At 64.0% G+C, this 16,013-nt stretch carries 15 protein-coding genes; 10 read left to right on the top strand and 5 right to left on the bottom strand.

Annotation, left to right across the window (positions count from 1 at the left end):
- Nucleotides 1-13: 13 nt before the first annotated feature.
- Genes ACWNC0_RS02910 through ACWNC0_RS02900 form a run of 3 tightly spaced genes read right to left on the bottom strand, consistent with a single transcriptional unit; the run spans nt 14 to nt 3,408 of the window.
- Nucleotides 14-808: a glucose 1-dehydrogenase gene (locus tag ACWNC0_RS02910; protein WP_449469472.1), complete on the bottom strand. Its 795-nt coding sequence runs from the start codon at nt 806-808 to the stop codon at nt 14-16.
- Between the two features lie 28 nt (nt 809-836).
- Nucleotides 837-1,781, bottom strand: a complete 945-nt coding sequence (locus tag ACWNC0_RS02905; RefSeq protein WP_449469470.1) for an SDR family NAD(P)-dependent oxidoreductase — start codon at nt 1,779-1,781, stop codon at nt 837-839.
- Nucleotides 1,782-1,815: 34 nt separating this feature from the next.
- Nucleotides 1,816-3,408, bottom strand: a complete 1,593-nt coding sequence (locus tag ACWNC0_RS02900; RefSeq protein ID WP_449469468.1) for a GMC family oxidoreductase — start codon at nt 3,406-3,408, stop codon at nt 1,816-1,818.
- 291 nt (nt 3,409-3,699) lie between these two features.
- On the opposite strand from ACWNC0_RS02900, the gene ACWNC0_RS02895 reads away from it, so the two are divergent.
- The 10 genes from ACWNC0_RS02895 to ACWNC0_RS02850 all read left to right on the top strand — a co-directional run bounded on the left by ACWNC0_RS02895 (nt 3,700) and on the right by ACWNC0_RS02850 (nt 13,997).
- Nucleotides 3,700-4,218 carry an SRPBCC domain-containing protein gene (locus ACWNC0_RS02895; RefSeq protein WP_449469466.1) on the top strand — a complete coding sequence of 173 codons (519 nt, stop codon included), beginning with the start codon at nt 3,700-3,702 and terminating at the stop codon, nt 4,216-4,218.
- A 16-nt stretch (nt 4,219-4,234) separates the two neighbouring features.
- Nucleotides 4,235-5,140 carry a LysR substrate-binding domain-containing protein gene (locus tag ACWNC0_RS02890; protein WP_449469465.1) on the top strand — a complete coding sequence of 302 codons (906 nt, stop codon included), beginning with the start codon at nt 4,235-4,237 and terminating at the stop codon, nt 5,138-5,140.
- A 134-nt stretch (nt 5,141-5,274) separates the two neighbouring features.
- A complete protein-coding gene (locus tag ACWNC0_RS02885) occupies nt 5,275-6,252 on the top strand; it encodes an NADPH:quinone oxidoreductase family protein (protein ID WP_449469848.1) in 978 nt (325 codons plus the stop codon).
- Between the two features lie 14 nt (nt 6,253-6,266).
- Entirely contained in the window at nt 6,267-8,351 is a 2,085-nt protein-coding gene (locus ACWNC0_RS02880; protein WP_449469463.1) for a 3-hydroxyacyl-CoA dehydrogenase NAD-binding domain-containing protein, read from the top strand.
- Nucleotides 8,348-9,550 (top strand): acyl-CoA dehydrogenase family protein, encoded by a 1,203-nt coding sequence (locus tag ACWNC0_RS02875; RefSeq protein WP_449469461.1) that lies wholly within the window; start codon nt 8,348-8,350, stop codon nt 9,548-9,550. The genes ACWNC0_RS02880 and ACWNC0_RS02875 overlap by 4 nt, the downstream gene beginning before the upstream one ends.
- On the top strand, nt 9,543-10,586 hold the full coding sequence (locus ACWNC0_RS02870) for a phosphotransferase family protein (protein ID WP_449469459.1): 1,044 nt from the start codon (nt 9,543-9,545) through the stop codon (nt 10,584-10,586). The genes ACWNC0_RS02875 and ACWNC0_RS02870 overlap by 8 nt, the downstream gene beginning before the upstream one ends.
- Nucleotides 10,583-11,623: an alpha/beta fold hydrolase gene (locus ACWNC0_RS02865; protein ID WP_449469458.1), complete on the top strand. Its 1,041-nt coding sequence runs from the start codon at nt 10,583-10,585 to the stop codon at nt 11,621-11,623. Before ACWNC0_RS02870 ends, ACWNC0_RS02865 begins: the two co-directional genes overlap by 4 nt.
- A complete protein-coding gene (locus tag ACWNC0_RS02860; protein ID WP_449469456.1) occupies nt 11,620-12,447 on the top strand; it encodes a TIM barrel protein in 828 nt (275 codons plus the stop codon). Before ACWNC0_RS02865 ends, ACWNC0_RS02860 begins: the two co-directional genes overlap by 4 nt.
- A 129-nt stretch (nt 12,448-12,576) precedes the next feature.
- Nucleotides 12,577-12,783: a ferredoxin gene (locus ACWNC0_RS02855; RefSeq protein ID WP_449469455.1), complete on the top strand. Its 207-nt coding sequence runs from the start codon at nt 12,577-12,579 to the stop codon at nt 12,781-12,783.
- A complete protein-coding gene (locus ACWNC0_RS02850; protein ID WP_449469453.1) occupies nt 12,780-13,997 on the top strand; it encodes a cytochrome P450 in 1,218 nt (405 codons plus the stop codon). The genes ACWNC0_RS02855 and ACWNC0_RS02850 overlap by 4 nt, the downstream gene beginning before the upstream one ends.
- A 40-nt stretch (nt 13,998-14,037) precedes the next feature.
- Here ACWNC0_RS02850 and ACWNC0_RS02845 read toward each other — a convergent pair whose 3' ends face one another.
- Both ACWNC0_RS02845 and ACWNC0_RS02840 read right to left on the bottom strand, forming a co-directional pair.
- A complete protein-coding gene (locus ACWNC0_RS02845) occupies nt 14,038-14,895 on the bottom strand; it encodes a helix-turn-helix transcriptional regulator (protein ID WP_449469451.1) in 858 nt (285 codons plus the stop codon).
- Nucleotides 14,896-15,065: 170 nt separating this feature from the next.
- The gene (locus tag ACWNC0_RS02840) at nt 15,066-15,935 is read right to left on the bottom strand and encodes a helix-turn-helix domain-containing protein (RefSeq protein ID WP_449469449.1); all 870 of its coding nucleotides are present in this window, start codon (nt 15,933-15,935) and stop codon (nt 15,066-15,068) included.
- Nucleotides 15,936-16,013: the final 78 nt, after the last annotated feature.

The following is a 16,013-nucleotide window of genomic DNA, read 5'->3' as shown; positions in this document are numbered from 1 at the left end:
GAGAGGGAAGGAATTACATCGAGGTCAGCGAAGCCGGCGCAGCGGGCAGATAATGGTGATAATAGCCAGCCGCCCAGCCGCCATCGACCGCCAATTCAGCGCCGCAGATGTAGCTGGCCTCGTCCGAGCAGAGGAACAGGCTGGCGGCGGCGATTTCCTCGGGCTCGCCAATCCGCTGCAATGGCACGCGCTCATAGCCTGCATTCTTCGCTTCACCTTCCAGCGCCTGCGGGTTGCCCATGGCCGTGTTGACCCCGCCCGGATGCACCGAATTAACGCGCACGCCCTGATGGCCAAATTCCAGCGCCGCGCTCTTGGTAAAGCCGCGCACTGCCCATTTGGAACTGCTGTAGAGCGAAACCGAATTGACGCCGCGAAGGCCGTCCACCGACGATATGTTCACGATGGCCCCGCGCTTGGCCGCACACATCTTCGCCCCGACATGCTTCAGCCCCAGCATCGTGCCTTTGACGTTGATGCCCAGAACGCGGTCGATATCTGCAACGGTCAGGTCGATGATCGGGCCGAAAGCCACGACCGCCGCATTGTTGACCAGCGCATCGATCCGGCCATGGCGGGCGATGACGGCATCGACTAGCGCGGTCCAGCTGCCTTCGTCCGACACGTCGAGGCGCTGGAACATCGCGGCATCGCCGATATCGGCGGCTAATGCCTGACCTTCAGCCTCCAGCACGTCGGCGATGACCACCTTAGCGCCCTCGCGCGCGAACAGGCGGATCGTCGCTTCGCCCATACCACGCGCACCGCCGGTGACGATGGCGACCTTGTCTTGCAACCTGCCAGTCATGATTTCTGCTCTTTCTCGCTGATCAAACTTATTGAATAAAGGCCTTGAACGCGTCCCAGGGCACGTCCGAGGTGTAGAGGGCGGCTTCGTCCATCGACCCAGCCGGAATATGGAAACCGCTCGTGTCCATCACTGTATCGAATTGTGCAAGCGCCGTTTCGGGGGTCCAGTCCTTGTCGGTCGCCCGATAGCCGCGAGTGACGCCCGCGAACACCCTTGTATAGCCGCCACCGCCAGCCGTGAACATCTCGCCATTGCACGGCGCACTATCATGGGCCAGCATCGCTACGACCGGCGCAACCGCCCGCGCGGGGAAGTCTCGCTCCATCAGGCCGTGGATTTCCGGTCCCATCAGCTGCGTCATCCGGCTGCCCGCGATCGGCATGACGGCATTGATCTTGACGTCCTTGCCCTGCGCCTGCGTCGCGGCGGCGAGGCCGCGCGTCATGGCCCAAACCGCACCCTTGGCGGCGGGGTAGGGCACCGCACTGCCCATGCCGAACCATGATCCGGACGAGATGTTGACGATCCGCCCGAAATTGCGTCCCAGCATTCCTTCCCAGACGGCGCGGCATAGGTAAAAGGTGCCGCTGGCCGACACGGCCATGTCCTTGTCCCACTGCTCATCGGTCACCGTCGACAATGTACCCGACGCACTGACGATGCCCGCATTGTTGACCAATATGTCGACGCGGCCCCATCGCGTCAGCGCGTCCTGCACGATCGCTTCTGCACCCGCCGATGTGGCGACACTGTCGCCATTGGCCTCTGCAATGCCGCCAGCGTCGCGGATTTCGCGGGCAGCAGCGTCGGCATAGCCCTGATCCTTGCCCTCGCCCTGGAAATTGCCGCCAAGATCGTTGACCAGCACCTTGGCCCCGCGCGCGGCGAGCAGGGCGGCATAGGCCTTGCCCAAGCCACCTCCCGCACCCGTGACGATCGCCACCTTATCGTCGAAACGCAGTTCAGACATCGGCCTCTCCTTCATCTTCCCGATCGCAAGGGCGTCAGGCTTTCAAGATCATGTCGGCGGCCTTTTCGGCCACCATCATGGTCGGGACATTGGTGTTGCCGCCGGGGACGCGCGGCATGACCGATGCATCGACGACGCGCAGCCCCGCCACTCCATGGACACGCAGTTGGGGATCGACGACGGCCATCGGATCATGCCCCATGCGGCAGGTGCCCACGGCATGAATGTCGGAAATCGCCGTCTCGCGCAGATAGGCGTCCAGCTCGTCATCCGACTGGATGCTTGCGCCTGGCGCCAGTTCCTCGCCCCGGAAGGGATCGAAGGGAGCCTGCGCGAAAATGTTGCGCACCGCGCGGATGGCGGCGCGGCCCATCGCCATGTCTTTGGCGGTCGACAGGATGTTGGGATCGATCGACAGCGGCGCGGACGCATCCGATCCCGTCAGCTTTATCTCGCCCACGCTTTCCGGGTTCAGCAGGTCGATATGCGCGAAATAGCCATGGTCCATGATCAGCTTGCGCCCCATCGCCTCATAGAGCGCCATGGCGAAATGCACCTTCACATCGGGATATTCCGCGCCGGGCATGGTCTTCAGGTACGCGCCGATCTCCGCCGGAGGACTGGCCAGCGGCCCCTTGCGGAACAGCAGGAAGTTCGCGACCGCCTTGGCCGCGACCAGCGGATGGAAGACGTTGAAGAGCGACACGGGCTGCGTGCAATATTGCTTCACGCTGACCGCCACATGATCGCGGTAGTTCTGGCCGACGCCCGGCAGGTCATGCACCACCTGCACCCCCGTCTGGCGCAGATGATCCGCTGGCCCGATCCCCGACAGCATCAGGATCCAGGGCGAATGGATGGCGCCTGCCGACAGGATGACCTCACGCGTCGCGTTCGCCTGTTCAAGCTGTCCCGCTCGCCGCCAGCTGACGCCGGTCGCGCGCCCGTCCTCCACGATCACCCGCTCGACATTGGCGCCGGTGATGACGCGCAGGTTCGGCCGTTTGAGCGCAGGTGTCAGATAAGCGCGCGCCGCGCTCCATCGCCGCCCGGCCGACGCGGTGACATCGGCGGGCACCACGCCCTCGCGCTGCGATCCACTGGGGTCGTCATTATAGGGCACGCCCGCCGCGATCGAGGCATCGCGGAACGCCTTGGCAAGCGGATTGTGGATGCCCGGCCGAGAGACCAGCACCGGCCCGCCCCGGCCATGATAGCCTTCCTCGCCGCCCGGTTGGAAATCCTCCAGCTTCTTGAAATAGGGGAGCACATCGTCATAGCTCCACCCTTCGTTTCCCAGCTGGCGCCAGCCATCATAGTCCGCCGCCGCGCCCCGGTCATAGACCATGCCGTTGATGGAGGATGACCCGCCCAGCACCTTGCCGCGCGGCGTGTACATCTGCCGCCCGCCCGCATTGGCCTGCGGCACGCTGACATGCATCCACTGGAACATGCCGCGATACATGATCGGCAGCAGCCCGCCCGGCGCATGGATAAAGACGCTATTATCCTTGCCCCCGGCCTCCAGCAGCAGCACGCGGTTGCGCGGATTTTCCGACAGGCGCCCGGCCAGTGCGCATCCCGCCGACCCGCCGCCCGCGATGATGAAGTCGTAACTATCGGCCATTATCTCTCCCGCGCGTCATGCTGACGTCTGTTGTGCTGTGCGATGCCGACGCCGCAGGGACTCGGCCGAATATGCCGGTGCAAGCGGGGTCGCATATGATGTCTTGCGTGCTGAATTGGTCAATATGATACGCAGGTCAAGCCGGATTTGCCCGGCCGCCCGCCATTGACCCGCGAACTACCGCTGCTATTGTCTACGCAAACAAACGCGCCATTCAGCGGAATCGGCGGCATTCGCGTCGCCAAAATGCGGTACCACGCTTGCCGGTTTGCACACATCAAGGAGAAGAGGATGTCCACCGAAACCCTGACCGCTGATCGCTTCGATCCCTTCAAACTCTATGATCCCGAGACGCTGGTCGCATCCGACCCCATCGAAATCGACGCGCCCGCAATGGTGGTGTGGAAAATCCTGACCGATATGTCGCGTTATGGCGAATGGAATCCCTTCTGCGTCTGGGCGGAATCCACGCTGGAGATGGGCGCGCCGGTTCACATGCGACTCGTCAACTATGCCAATCCCGGCTCGCTGGCGCCCAATTGCGAATATGTCTGCGCGTTCGAACCGGGCCGCCTCCTATCCTGGGAACTGAAGGATAGTGAAGCCTGGCCCTATCCCGCCCGCCGCGACCAGATCATCGAAGAACTTGGGGCCGAAAAGTGCCGCTATCAATCGACCGACGCCTTCACCGGCCCGAACGGCATCCATGTCATGCGTTTCTGCGGCCCATGGGTAACGCGCGCCTTCAACGACTCGGCCAAGGCGCTCAAGGCCCGCGCCGAGGCGATGCACCGCGGCGAAATAAGCTGATCGCCGCTGCCAAGGGGTGAGGATAACCCTCCGCCAGATCGCGGTATTCGAAGCCGTCGCCCGCACCGGCAGCGTCGCGGGCGCGGCCGATGAGATCGGCCTCAGCCCCTCGGCGGCGAGCATGTCGCTCAAGGACCTGGAAACCCATCTCGGCGTGCAACTGTTCGCCCGCTCCGGTCGCCGCATGCTGCTGACCGATCGGGGTCGCCCGATGCTGGAAATGGCGCGCGGCATATTGGTGCAGGTCGCAGACCTTGAATCCCTCTCCCTGCCGGAGGAGGTGCGCGGGCGGCTACGCATTGGCGCGGCGGTTCCCGTCGGCGATTATGTGCTGCCCGGCCTGTGCGCCGCCTTCATGCGCCTGCACCCCGGCGTTCGCGTCGAAATGCGTATCATGCCCTCCCATGAGGTGATGGAGGGCGTGCGCAACATGGCGCTCGACGTCGGCTTCGTCGGCGCGCCGGTCAATTCGAGCTATCTGGAGGCGGAGCCTTGGCTACGTGATCGGCTGGTCGTATGCGCCGCCCCGGATCACCCCCTCGCCGGTCGTCCCACGGTGCCGCTGGCAGACCTTGCGAACCAGCCATGGGCGCTGGAAAAGACGCTATCGAGCGAGCGCATCTCCTTCACGGTCGAAACGCTCAAATCCATGAACTCGCTCAACATCGTGTTTGAAGGGGAAAGCGTCGAAGCGATCAAGCGCATCGTTCGCGACGGCGCCGTACTCGCCTGCCTCTCCAGCCTGACCGTCGCCGATGAACTGGCGCGCGGCGAGCTGGTCGAACTCGCCATCCCTGAACTGCACTTCACCCGCATCGTCAGCCTTGTGAGCCGCCGCGACACCCAGCAGCCTCAGGCCTGCCGCGCCTTCCACCAATTCGCTCGCCAATGGGGCGAACAGCTTGGCGGATCAGGAAAATAGTTTCTCCAACCGCCGATCCATCAGTTTTTCTGATGCCATGCGTCGGAATTACGAATTGGTAGCATCGCCTCCAAAGGCCTAAATCAGGTGGCACACGCCCGGTAGGTGTGTTCAAGGAGAGTGATGTGAAAGCCATGATCTGCACCGCGTTCGCGCCGGTCGAAGAGTTGCGACATGGCGATTTCCCCGAGCCTCAAGCAGGGGCGGGGGAAGTGGTGATCGACGTGGCGGCCGCCGGGGTAAACTATCCCGACGTGCTGATCGTGCAGGGCAAATATCAAACCAAACCAGCCCTGCCGTTCGTCCCCGGCAGTGAAGCAGCGGGGCGCATCGCCGCCGTTGGGCCTGACGTTACAGGCTTCACTCCCGGAGACCGCGTCATCGCCTTCACCGGCAGCGGAGCCTTCGCCGAGCAGGTGCGCGTCCCCGCGACGCAGGTCTGGCCGGTGCCCGATGGCGTCGATCTGGAAGTCGCGGCGGGCATCTCCATCACCTATGGCACCTCCTATCATGCGCTGAAGGACCGTGCCCAGTTGAAGCCCGGCGAAACGCTGCTGGTGCTGGGCGCAGGCGGTGGCGTCGGCCTCACCGCCGTGGAACTGGGCAAGCATATGGGCGCGCGGGTCATCGCTGCTGCCTCCAGCCCGGAAAAACTCACCCTCGCCAAAGCGCAGGGCGCTGACGAACTCATCGACTATGCGCAAGAGGATCTGCGCGAACGGATCAAGCAGCTGACCGATGGGAAGGGCGTCGATGTCGTCTACGACCCAGTCGGCGGCCCCATGAACCTGACGGCCGTCAAGAGCCTCGCCTGGGGCGGTCGCCTGCTCATCATCGGCTTTGCCGGCGGAGAAATCCCCTCCATCCCCGCCAATCTGCTGCTGCTCAAAAGCGCGTCGGCGGTCGGCGTCCTCTGGGGCAACAGCGTCCGCGCCGATCCGGTCGCGCAAGGCGAAAACATGCGCCAACTGCTCTCCTGGCTGGCCGAAGGCGCCTTGAAGCCCGTCATCGACACGCGCTTCGCCCTGCCCGACGCAGTGGCCGCGCTCCAGCATCTCGAAAAGCGCAAGGTGAAGGGCAAGGTGCTCCTGACCCTCCAGCCCGCATCCTGAACAGGAAATCCCTCATGTCGCAAACAGTCAGCTTCCACACCCACGGCGCAATCGCCGAAGCGGTGATCGACAATCCCCCGGTCAACGCCACCTCCGCCAGCGTGCGGCAGGGGCTTGCCGAAGCCATCCGCAAACTGGAGTCCGATCCCGCCCTAAGCGCGCTCGTCATCCGGTGCGAAGGAAAGACCTTCATCGCGGGCGCCGACATCAAGGAATTTGGCAAGCCCATGGCCGATCCGGGCCTGCCATTGGTCATGGAAATGATGGACCATTCGACCAAGCCGATCATCGCCGCCGTCCACGGCACGGTGCTGGGCGGCGGCCTCGAAGTCGCGCTCGCCTGCCATTACCGCATCGCCGCGCCGGGCACGAAATTCGGCTTTCCCGAAGTGAAGCTCGGCCTCATGCCCGGCGGCGGCGGCACACAGCGGACGCCCCGCCTCGCTGGCCTCGCCACCGCGATCAAGCTGGTGACGGAAGGCAATCCAATCGGCACGGACGACGCGCTGAAGTCCAACCTCATCGACGCAGTAGCGACAGGCGGCGACCTTGCCGCCGAAGCACGCAGCTTTGCGGAACAGCTGGTGGCGGAAGGGAAGGGCGCGCGCAGCTCCTCCACGCTCACCATGCCCGCCGACGATCCGGCCCTGTTCGAAGAAGCCCGCAAGACCGTCGCCAAAAAGATGCGCGGCCAAACCGCACCCCTGCGCGCGCTGGAAGCCATGCGCCTCGGCTATGAACTGCCCTTCGACGAGGCGGTCAAACAGGAACTCGCAATCTTCCGCGAATGCATGAACGGGTCACAGTCCAAGGCGCTGCGCCACCTCTTCGCCGCCGAACGCGAAGTCGCGCGCATCCCCGGCCTCGCGCCCGACACCCTGACCCGCAACATCGAGCGAGTGGGCGTCATCGGTCTCGGCGTCATGGGACGCGGCATCGTCATGGCGGTCGTCAGCGTCGGCATCCCCGTCATCGCCGTCGGCCTTGATCAGCCGAACATCGACGCCGCGATGAGGGCCATCACCAAAATGTGGTCCTCCTCCGTCGCCAAGGGCAGCATGTCGCAGGAGACGATGGACAAACGCCTCGCCCTCATCACCACCAGCGCCGATCCCCGCGACCTGTCGCCGACGCAACTGGTGATCGAGGCGGTGACCGAGAATCTCGAAACCAAAAAGGCCGTCTTCGCCAAACTCGGCGAAGTCACGCCCGCCGGAACCATCCTCGCGTCCAACACCAGCTTCCTCAACATCGACACGCTGGCGGAAGCCTCCGGTCGGCCGGAAGATGTCTGCGGCATGCACTTCTTCAACCCCGCCAATGTCATGCGCCTGCTGGAAAATGTCCGCGCGGCAAAGACGGACCCCGAAGTCGTCGCGACAATCATGGCGCTGGGCAAGCGCATCGGCAAATTGCCGGTCCTGTCGGGCGTATGCGACGGCTTCATCGTCAACCGCATGCTCTCCAAACGCTCGCGCGAAGGCTTCTTCCTTCTCGAGGAGGGCGCCAAGCCCGCAGCCATCGACAAGGTGCTTTTGTCCTACGGCTTCCCCATGGGCCCATTCGCGCTGGGCGACCTCGCCGGGCTCGACGTGCAGGCCGCCGCCCGCAAGGCCCGCGCCGCCTCCGCGACGGAACGAGAACTGCGCGCCGACTTCCCCGAACAGATGGTCGCCGCCGGACGCCTCGGCCAAAAGACCGGCTCCGGCTGGTACAGCTATGACGAAAACCGCAAGGCCAGCGCCAACCCGCTGACCGACGAAATGATCGCCGCCCACGCTGAACGCCACGGCCTTAAACTCCGCGAAATCGGCGAGGACGAAATCCGCGAGCGTCTGCTCTACGCCATGGTCAATGAAGGGGCGAAGCTACTGAGTGAAGGCATCGTGCCGCGCCCGCACGAAATCGATGTCGCGCTGGTGAACGGCCTCGGCTGGCCTAGCTATACCGGCGGCCCGATGCATTGGGCCGACCAGATCGGCCTCGACAAGCTGCTCGCCACCATCGAGAAATTCCGCGCCGAACAAGGCGACGCCTATTGGACGCCCGCGCCGTTGCTCGTCCAATATGCGCGCGAGGGCAGGGGCTTTTACGCATGAGCTACGATCCCAACGCCAAAACCGCCGACCTGCTCGCCCGCCTGCGCGCCTTCATGGACGCGCACATCTATCCCAATGAGAAAGCTTATTATGAGGAGGTCGCGACCGGCGACCGCTGGGCGCACGTCACCCTGATCGACAGGCTGAAGCCTTTGGCGAAGGAAGCAGGCCTCTGGAACCTGTTCCTCCCCGAAAGCACCCATGGCGCGGGCCTTACGAACCTCGAATATGCCCCGCTCTGCGAGGAAATGGGCCGCGTCCACTGGTGCCCCGCCGTCTTCAACTGCGCCGCGCCCGACACCGGCAATATGGAAACGATAGAACGCTTCGGCACGGCCGAGCATAAGGCGCGCTGGCTGAAACCCATGCTGGCGGGCGAAATGCGCTCCGCCTTCGCCATGACGGAGCCGCAGGTCGCTTCGTCGGACGCCACCAATATCGAAAGCTCGATCGTCCGCGACGGCGACGACTATGTCATCAACGGCCGCAAATGGTGGATTTCCGGCATGGGCGAGGCGGACTGCGCACTCATGATCTTCATGGGCAAGACCGACCCCACCGCGCCCAAGCATAAGCAGCAGTCGATGATCCTCGTGCCGCGCGACACCCCCGGCATCACCGTGCTGCGGCCCATGACCGTGCTCGGCTATGACGACGCGCCGCATGGCCACATGGAAATCCTCTTCGAAAATGTCCGCGTGCCCGCGTCCAACATGCTGCTCGGCGAAGGACGCGGCTTCGAGATCGCGCAGGCCCGCCTCGGCCCCGGCCGCATCCACCATTGCATGCGCATGATCGGCATGGCCGAACGCGCGCTGGAAGCCATGTGCCGCCGCGTGAAGAGCCGCGTCGCCTTCGGCAAGCCGCTCGCCGAACAGGGCGTCATCATCGAACGCATCGCCAATTCGCGCATCATGATCGATCAGGCGCGGCTGCTGACCCTCCACGCCGCACACCGCATGGACACGGTCGGCAACAAGGTGGCGAAGGCCGACATCGCCATGATCAAGGTCGCCGCGCCCAACATGGCCTGCCAGGTGATCGATTGGGCGATGCAGGCGCACGGCGCGGCGGGCATCAGCCAGGATTTCTTCCTCGCGAACTATTATGCCCACGCCCGCAAGATCCGCTTCGCCGACGGCCCGGACGAGGTGCATCGCCACCAGCTCGGCCGCCTCGAACTCGCCAAATATGACTGACGTCCGCACGCTCGACACCAGCCGCCTTAAGCCCTGGCTCCACGCCCATGTGCCGGGCGCGGACGGAGAGATCAGCGCGGAAAAATTCGCAGGCGGCCAGTCAAACCCCACCTATCTCCTCTCGGTGGACGGCGAACCCCGCTTCGTCCTGCGCCGCAAGCCCGATGGCGTGCTGCTCCCCTCCGCCCACGCGATCGAGCGCGAATATCGCGTGACCGATGCGCTCAAGGACAGCGCCGTCCCCGTCGCCCGCCCGCTTGCCCTGTGCGAAGATGCGGGCATAGTCGGCACCCCCTTCTTCATCATGGACTATGCGCAAGGCCGCAACTTCTGGGACGCCCGCCTGCCGGACCTGACGCCCCCCGATCGCGCTGCCATCTATGACGAAATGAACCGCGTCCTCGCCGCGCTCCACGCCATCGACCCCGCGCAGGTCGGCCTCACCAACTATGGCAAGCCCGGCAATTATTTCGCCCGCCAGGTCGCCCGCTGGACCAAACAATATCGCGCCACGCAAACACAGCAGCTCGACGCGATGGAGCAGCTAATCGACTGGCTCCCCGCCAACGACCCCGGGGTCGAAGCCAGCCGCATCGTCCACGGCGACTATCGCAACGACAATATGATCTTCGCCGCTGACGAGCCGCGCATCATCGCCGTCCTCGACTGGGAGCTATCCACGCTAGGCCATCCCCTCGCCGACCTCGCCCAGCATCTGATGGCATGGCGCGTGCCCAAGGAAGGCTATCGCGGTCTGTCCGACGCCGACCTCCCCGCCCTCGGCATCCCATCCGAAGCCGACTATCTCCAAAGCTACGCCGAACGGACCGGCGCAGGCCCCATCGACCCTGCCCATTGGCGCTACGCCCTAGCCTTCGCCATGTTCCGCAACGCAGCCATCCGCCAAGGCGTCTATCACCGCGCCATCAGTGGTAACGCCTCCAGCGAAGCCGCCGCCATCCACGGCGCCCGCGCCGGAGAAATAGCAGGCCTCGCCTGGCGCATCGCCCGCGGGGAAGAGGATGCCCATCTATGACAGAAAAACGGATCGACGTAGGCGGCTACCACCTCCGCGCCGTGGAGCAGGGGGAGGGGCCGCTAGTCCTCATGATCCACGGCTTCCCCGGCCTCGCCTGGTCATGGCGCCATCAGATGGAGCCGCTCGCCCAAGCGGGCTTCCGCGCCGTCGCCATCGACAGCCTCGGTTATGGCGGCAGCGACCGCCCCACCGATCCTGCCGCCTATGACGCCGACCGGATGCAGGCCTATCTCATCGCCCTGCTCGACCATTATGAAGCGGACAAGGCCGTCATCGTCGGGCAGGATTTCGGCGCACAATATGCCTGGAACCTCGCCGTCCGCGCGCCCGAAAGAGTGGCGGGCCTAATCGCCACCATCCCCTATGACTATGACATGGCCGGACGCGCCATGCTCGGCAGCGCCCCACGCCTCCCAGCCGACGCACCCGCCCGGCCAGAGGCATCCTCGCCCGACCGCCTCCCCAGCGAACGCTTCGCGGCCATGGCCGCCGAGCATTTCGTCCACTTCCACTATTTCATGGAAGCAGGCCCCGCCGAGCGCGAACTCGCCGACCGAGCCCCCGACTTCCTCGCCCGCCTCTTCTACGCCCTCTCATCAAAGGGCGATCTCTGGAGCTGGAAAACGGTCTCATCAGTCGGCAGCGGTTATCTAGACGTCCTGCCACCCGCACCGCCGCTCCCCTGGCCCTGGCTCTCCCAGGCAGAGTTCGACCGCTTCGTCAGCGAATATGTCGATGCCGCCCCGATGCTGCGCTTCATCGGCGGCCTCAACAGCTACCGCACCGCCGACGCAAACTGGCGCATCGGCGAAAAATGGGCCGACCATGATGTCGAAACGCCCACCCTGTTCCTCTATGGCGAAAAAGACCCATCCTTCGGCTTCTTCACCGATTGGGAAGAGCGCATGCGCCAGCGCGTCCCTGGCCTGCGCGACATCATAGCCATCCCGGAAGCAGGGCATTTCGTGCAACAGGAACAGCCCGCCGCCTTCAACAAGGCGTTGTTGGATTTCGCCCGCGCGGTGACGCAATGACCACCCGCTGCCCCATCGGCGGCCATCTCGGCCTCAGCTCCCCCGACCGTCCGATGCTCGCGCATCTCGCCCGTTCTACCAACTCTCTCGACCAGATCGACGCGCTCGCCGACCATGGCTTTCGCGGCGTGCAAGACCTGTTCATGATGCTGCGGCCGGAGGCTGAACAAGTCGCGATGGCCGACCGGATGGCGAGCCGGGGCCTTGTCCTCTCCAGCTTCAGCGACCTCAAATATTGGAACCAGCCGGTCTGGAGCGCTGAAGATGAAGCAGGCCTCGAACATCTGCGCAGCAGCGTAGAGCTGAGCATCGAAATCGCCACCCGCTTCAACGGCGGCAGCGTGGTCTGCGTGGCTGGCCTCGACAACCAGCGCCCCCGCAAGGCGCAACTCGACGCCATGACGGAAAATCTGAAGCGCCATGCCGAACAGGCCGTACGCAGCGGATTGACGCTGCTCGTCGAACCCATCGCCGCCAGCCGTATCCCCGGCCTCCTGCTCGACCAGCTGGAGGACGCGGTGGAGATGGTGCGCACCGTCGCCATGCCGTCGGTCCGCCTGCTGTTCGACACCGGCCATGTCGCGATGATGGGCCATGACGTGCCTTCCTCCTTCGCCTCCTGCGCCAAGGAGACCGGCCTTATCCAGTTCGCCGACGTGCCCAATCGCGTCGACCCAGGCCTCGGAGAACTGGACTGGCCCGCGATCCTCCAAGCCATTGGCGGCTATGACGGTATGATCGAACTTGAGTTCGAACCCGCCGACCCGACCGCGACCGGCGAAACCCAGATGCTCGACCGCCTGAAAGCGCTCGGCATCTTCTGACCGGCAGCCCAAAGCCAGTACCAATGTCCTGATCTGCTCCTGATGACGCATTTTGCTCCTTCCCGGCAATAGGCCCCCGATCACCGATTTGGTAAAAGGCGGCAACGAAGATCAGGAGAGTCTGCCTCGATGAGAGTGGTTGCCAATCTTGCCCAATGTCAGGGGCACGCCCGATGCGAAGACCTGTGCCCGGAGGTGTTTTCCACCGACGCGGTGGAGGGTAAAGTCGTCATAGAACAACCCGAATTTCCCCCGGAGCTTGAGGAAAAAGTCCGGCTAGCCGTGCGCAACTGCCCCGAAGGCGCGCTGCGCATCGCGAAGGGATCGGCCGCATGACCGTGAGCTTCTACCCCGCCGCGCCAACCCATGTCCCTGAAGACCTGATCCGGGATTTCGACTTTTTCGACATGCCTGCCGACGTGTCCGATCCGGTGCAAATCTGGCACGGCCTTATCCAAAAAGGTGCGCCGCCCATTTTCTACACGCCGCGCAACGGCGGTCATTGGGTGTTCCTGCGCTACGCCGACATTGCCGAAGCCTATCGCAATCACGAGATTTTCTCGACGCATAAGGCGCAAATCCCGCCGCTGGAACCCTATCCAATTCTTCAGCCCAATGGCGTCGATCCGCCACAGCATGACGTGTTCCGAAAGCTGCTCGCGCCCATGTTCACGCCGCTCGCCGTCCGCCGGATGACCGACGGACTGCATAGCCGCGCCGAAAGGCTCATCTCAGGCTTCGCTGGAAAGGGCGGGTGCGATTTCGTCAAGGATTATGCCGCCAAATTCCCGACCGGCACTTTCCTTGAGCTGTTCGGCCTGCCCGAAGAGCGCCTGCCTGAATTCCTGCGTATCTCCGACACCTTCTTCCGTAGCACTGACCCGGACATCCGCGCCGCCAACCTGCTCGAAATCTATGGCGTGCTGGAAGAACTCTTCCGAGAGAAAGAGCGCAATCCCGGTAGCGACATAGCCTCCACCGTCGTGCAGTCGCGCGACGCGGACGGCAATCCCTTCCCTTGGGAAGACATCATCAACTGCGGCTTCCTGCTCTTCGTCGCGGGGCTCGACACGGTCACCAACACCATGACCTATGTCTGGCGCTATCTCGCGACATCATCGGACGCGCGGCAGAAATTCCGCGACCGGCTGGACGATCCGTCCGCATTCCTCCTCGCGATTGAGGAACTGATGCGGATCAACGCGGTCTCCAACATTTACCGCCGCGTCACCCATGATTGCGAGTATAAGGGCGTGCAGTTCCGCCGTAACGATCGGGTTGTCCTGCCCAACACAGTGGCCAATCGCGACCCGCGCACGTTCAGCGACCCGCAGACCATCGACCTCGATCGCAGGGTCAATAACCATGTCACCTTCGGCCTCGGGCCGCACCGCTGCATCGGGTCGCACCTCGCCAAGCGGGAAATCATGATCTCGCTACAGGAATGGCTGCGGCAAATTCCCGAATTCGAACTGGACCCGGATCAGGACGCCGAATCCGTCTTCGGCGGCCCGGTAATGGGCTTCACCTCGCTCAAACTGCGCTGGTGAGGAAGGGCGCGGAGGGCTGCGCATCAGCCCTCCGCGCCCCTCAATCCATCAAAGCCGCCGACCGCTGCCGATATTCGCGCGGCGACAATCCCGTCGCCCGCCGAAACGCCCGCGCAAAGCTATTCCCGTGCGAAAATCCGGCTTGCTCCGCCACCTGCTTCATCGGCACATCACCACGCGCCAGCAGCAGCTTCGACTGCTCGATACGATAGGTTTCAATATAGTCCGAAATGGTCTTCCCGGTCAGCGCCAGAAACTGCCGATGCAAATGCCGGGTACTGATCCCGCACAGCGCCGCAAGTTCGGCAACGCCGGGCATGGGCGCACCCGCCTCAATCCGCTCGCGAATACGGCGGAACTGCCATGGGGCAAGGCGGCTCGCTGTCGCAGCACTCGCGGCCTGTTGGAACACCCGGCCCAGCTCCACTCGCACCAACTGGAAAAACGCCTCCATCGCCTCGGCTGATCGATCCAGCGGATTGATCAATTCCCGATGGGCAAGCCGCATCAGGCTGCGCAGCGCATCGTTGCGGATATTCAGCAGCCCTTGCAGGAATGGTAGCGAAGGTTCGCCTGAGCCGATAATCACCGCGCCATGCGGCTCATCGAAAACGCACCGGATCACGCGGATCTGCCTGCCTTCCGATCGCCCGCCGATCGCGACGCCCGGATGACGGACGAACAGCGCCCCCATGAAGCAGCGACGCTCGGGATCAATGTCCGGGAAATAGGCTGAAGCATCGGCGGCCATCGGGGGGAGCGACATTTCCAGCATCAATTGCTGCTCGGTTCGCTCAAAGCTGACGATGTCGGGCCAATGCCATTCCACCAATTCGAACCGCCCGCCCGACACCGGGCAAGATTCGATGATCGTGGCGGTGAAGTCGATCTCGCTCATTGATCTTGGTCCTTAGAACGTCTCTTTCTCGGTTTGAACCATCCGTTCAAGACCACTTCTCCTCCGTTCGCCCTGAGCTTTTCGAAGGGCTCTACTTCTTCATAGGCTTCACGTCAGAGGGGAAGTGAAGGGGCTTCGACAACAGCCCGAACGGATTTCTATTCTCGAACCTACCGCATCAACGCCCGCCAAGCACCAGGCGGCCGCCCAGTCTCGCGCCTGAAGGCAGCGCAAAAAGACGGCGCCCCCGCATAGCCCAGCGCCCGCGCAACCTCCTCAATCGACCCCTTATCCTCCGTCAGCATCGCCTTAGCCCGATCAATACGCCGCCGCCGGATCGCCGCACCCGGACTAATCCCCGTCGTCTGGTGAAAGCAGCGGATGAAATGATCCCGGCTGATCCCGCACCGCTCCGCCATCGCATCGATCGACGGGGCAGGGCCGGGCGCATCGATCATCGCCAGCGCCACCCGCAACGCCCGCGCGGAAAGCCCGCCCCGCCGCCGCCCCGCGCGCTCCGTCGCCTGCGCCAGGAACCGCCGCAAATCCAGCAGGATCAGCGACACCAGAGCCTCTCCAATATCCGCGCTGTCACTTCCGGGATGCTCGACCTCCGCCGCCAGCCGCAGCATCGCCTCCTCAATGGGCGGCGCATGCATGTCGAAACAGGCGCTCAGCGTCGCATCGTCAAAACTGATCCCCGCCAGCGCTGGCGTTATCCGCCGGTCATCGAAGCGAATGCGGATCGTATCGAACGCGCCCTTCGCGACATGAAACTCCATCGGCACCCCAGCCGGACGCAGCGCCAGCGCCCCCATGCGCGCGAACGGACGGCGGGGATCACCCGCCTTCCGCCCCTCCGACCCAGTCAGCAGCCGCGAAAGGCCCAGCATCAAAACCGACTGCGGCTCGATCATCTGCACCGTCTCTTCCCGGACTTCAGGGAAAGCGCATATTTCAACAACCGCGCCATCAAGCGCAAGCGACCGCCGCACGATGTCGGCGCTCTGCCGTGCCTGCCGGATCGATATGGCATCCATCACCGTCACTTATCACAAAGCGTGAGATATTACGAGATCATGCGAAAATCATGCGGCATTCTCCCGACGCTTCTTGAG

The sequence above is a fragment of the Sphingobium chungangianum genome (genome assembly GCF_977014255.1).
This window is presented reverse-complemented; position numbering and strand designations above follow the sequence as displayed.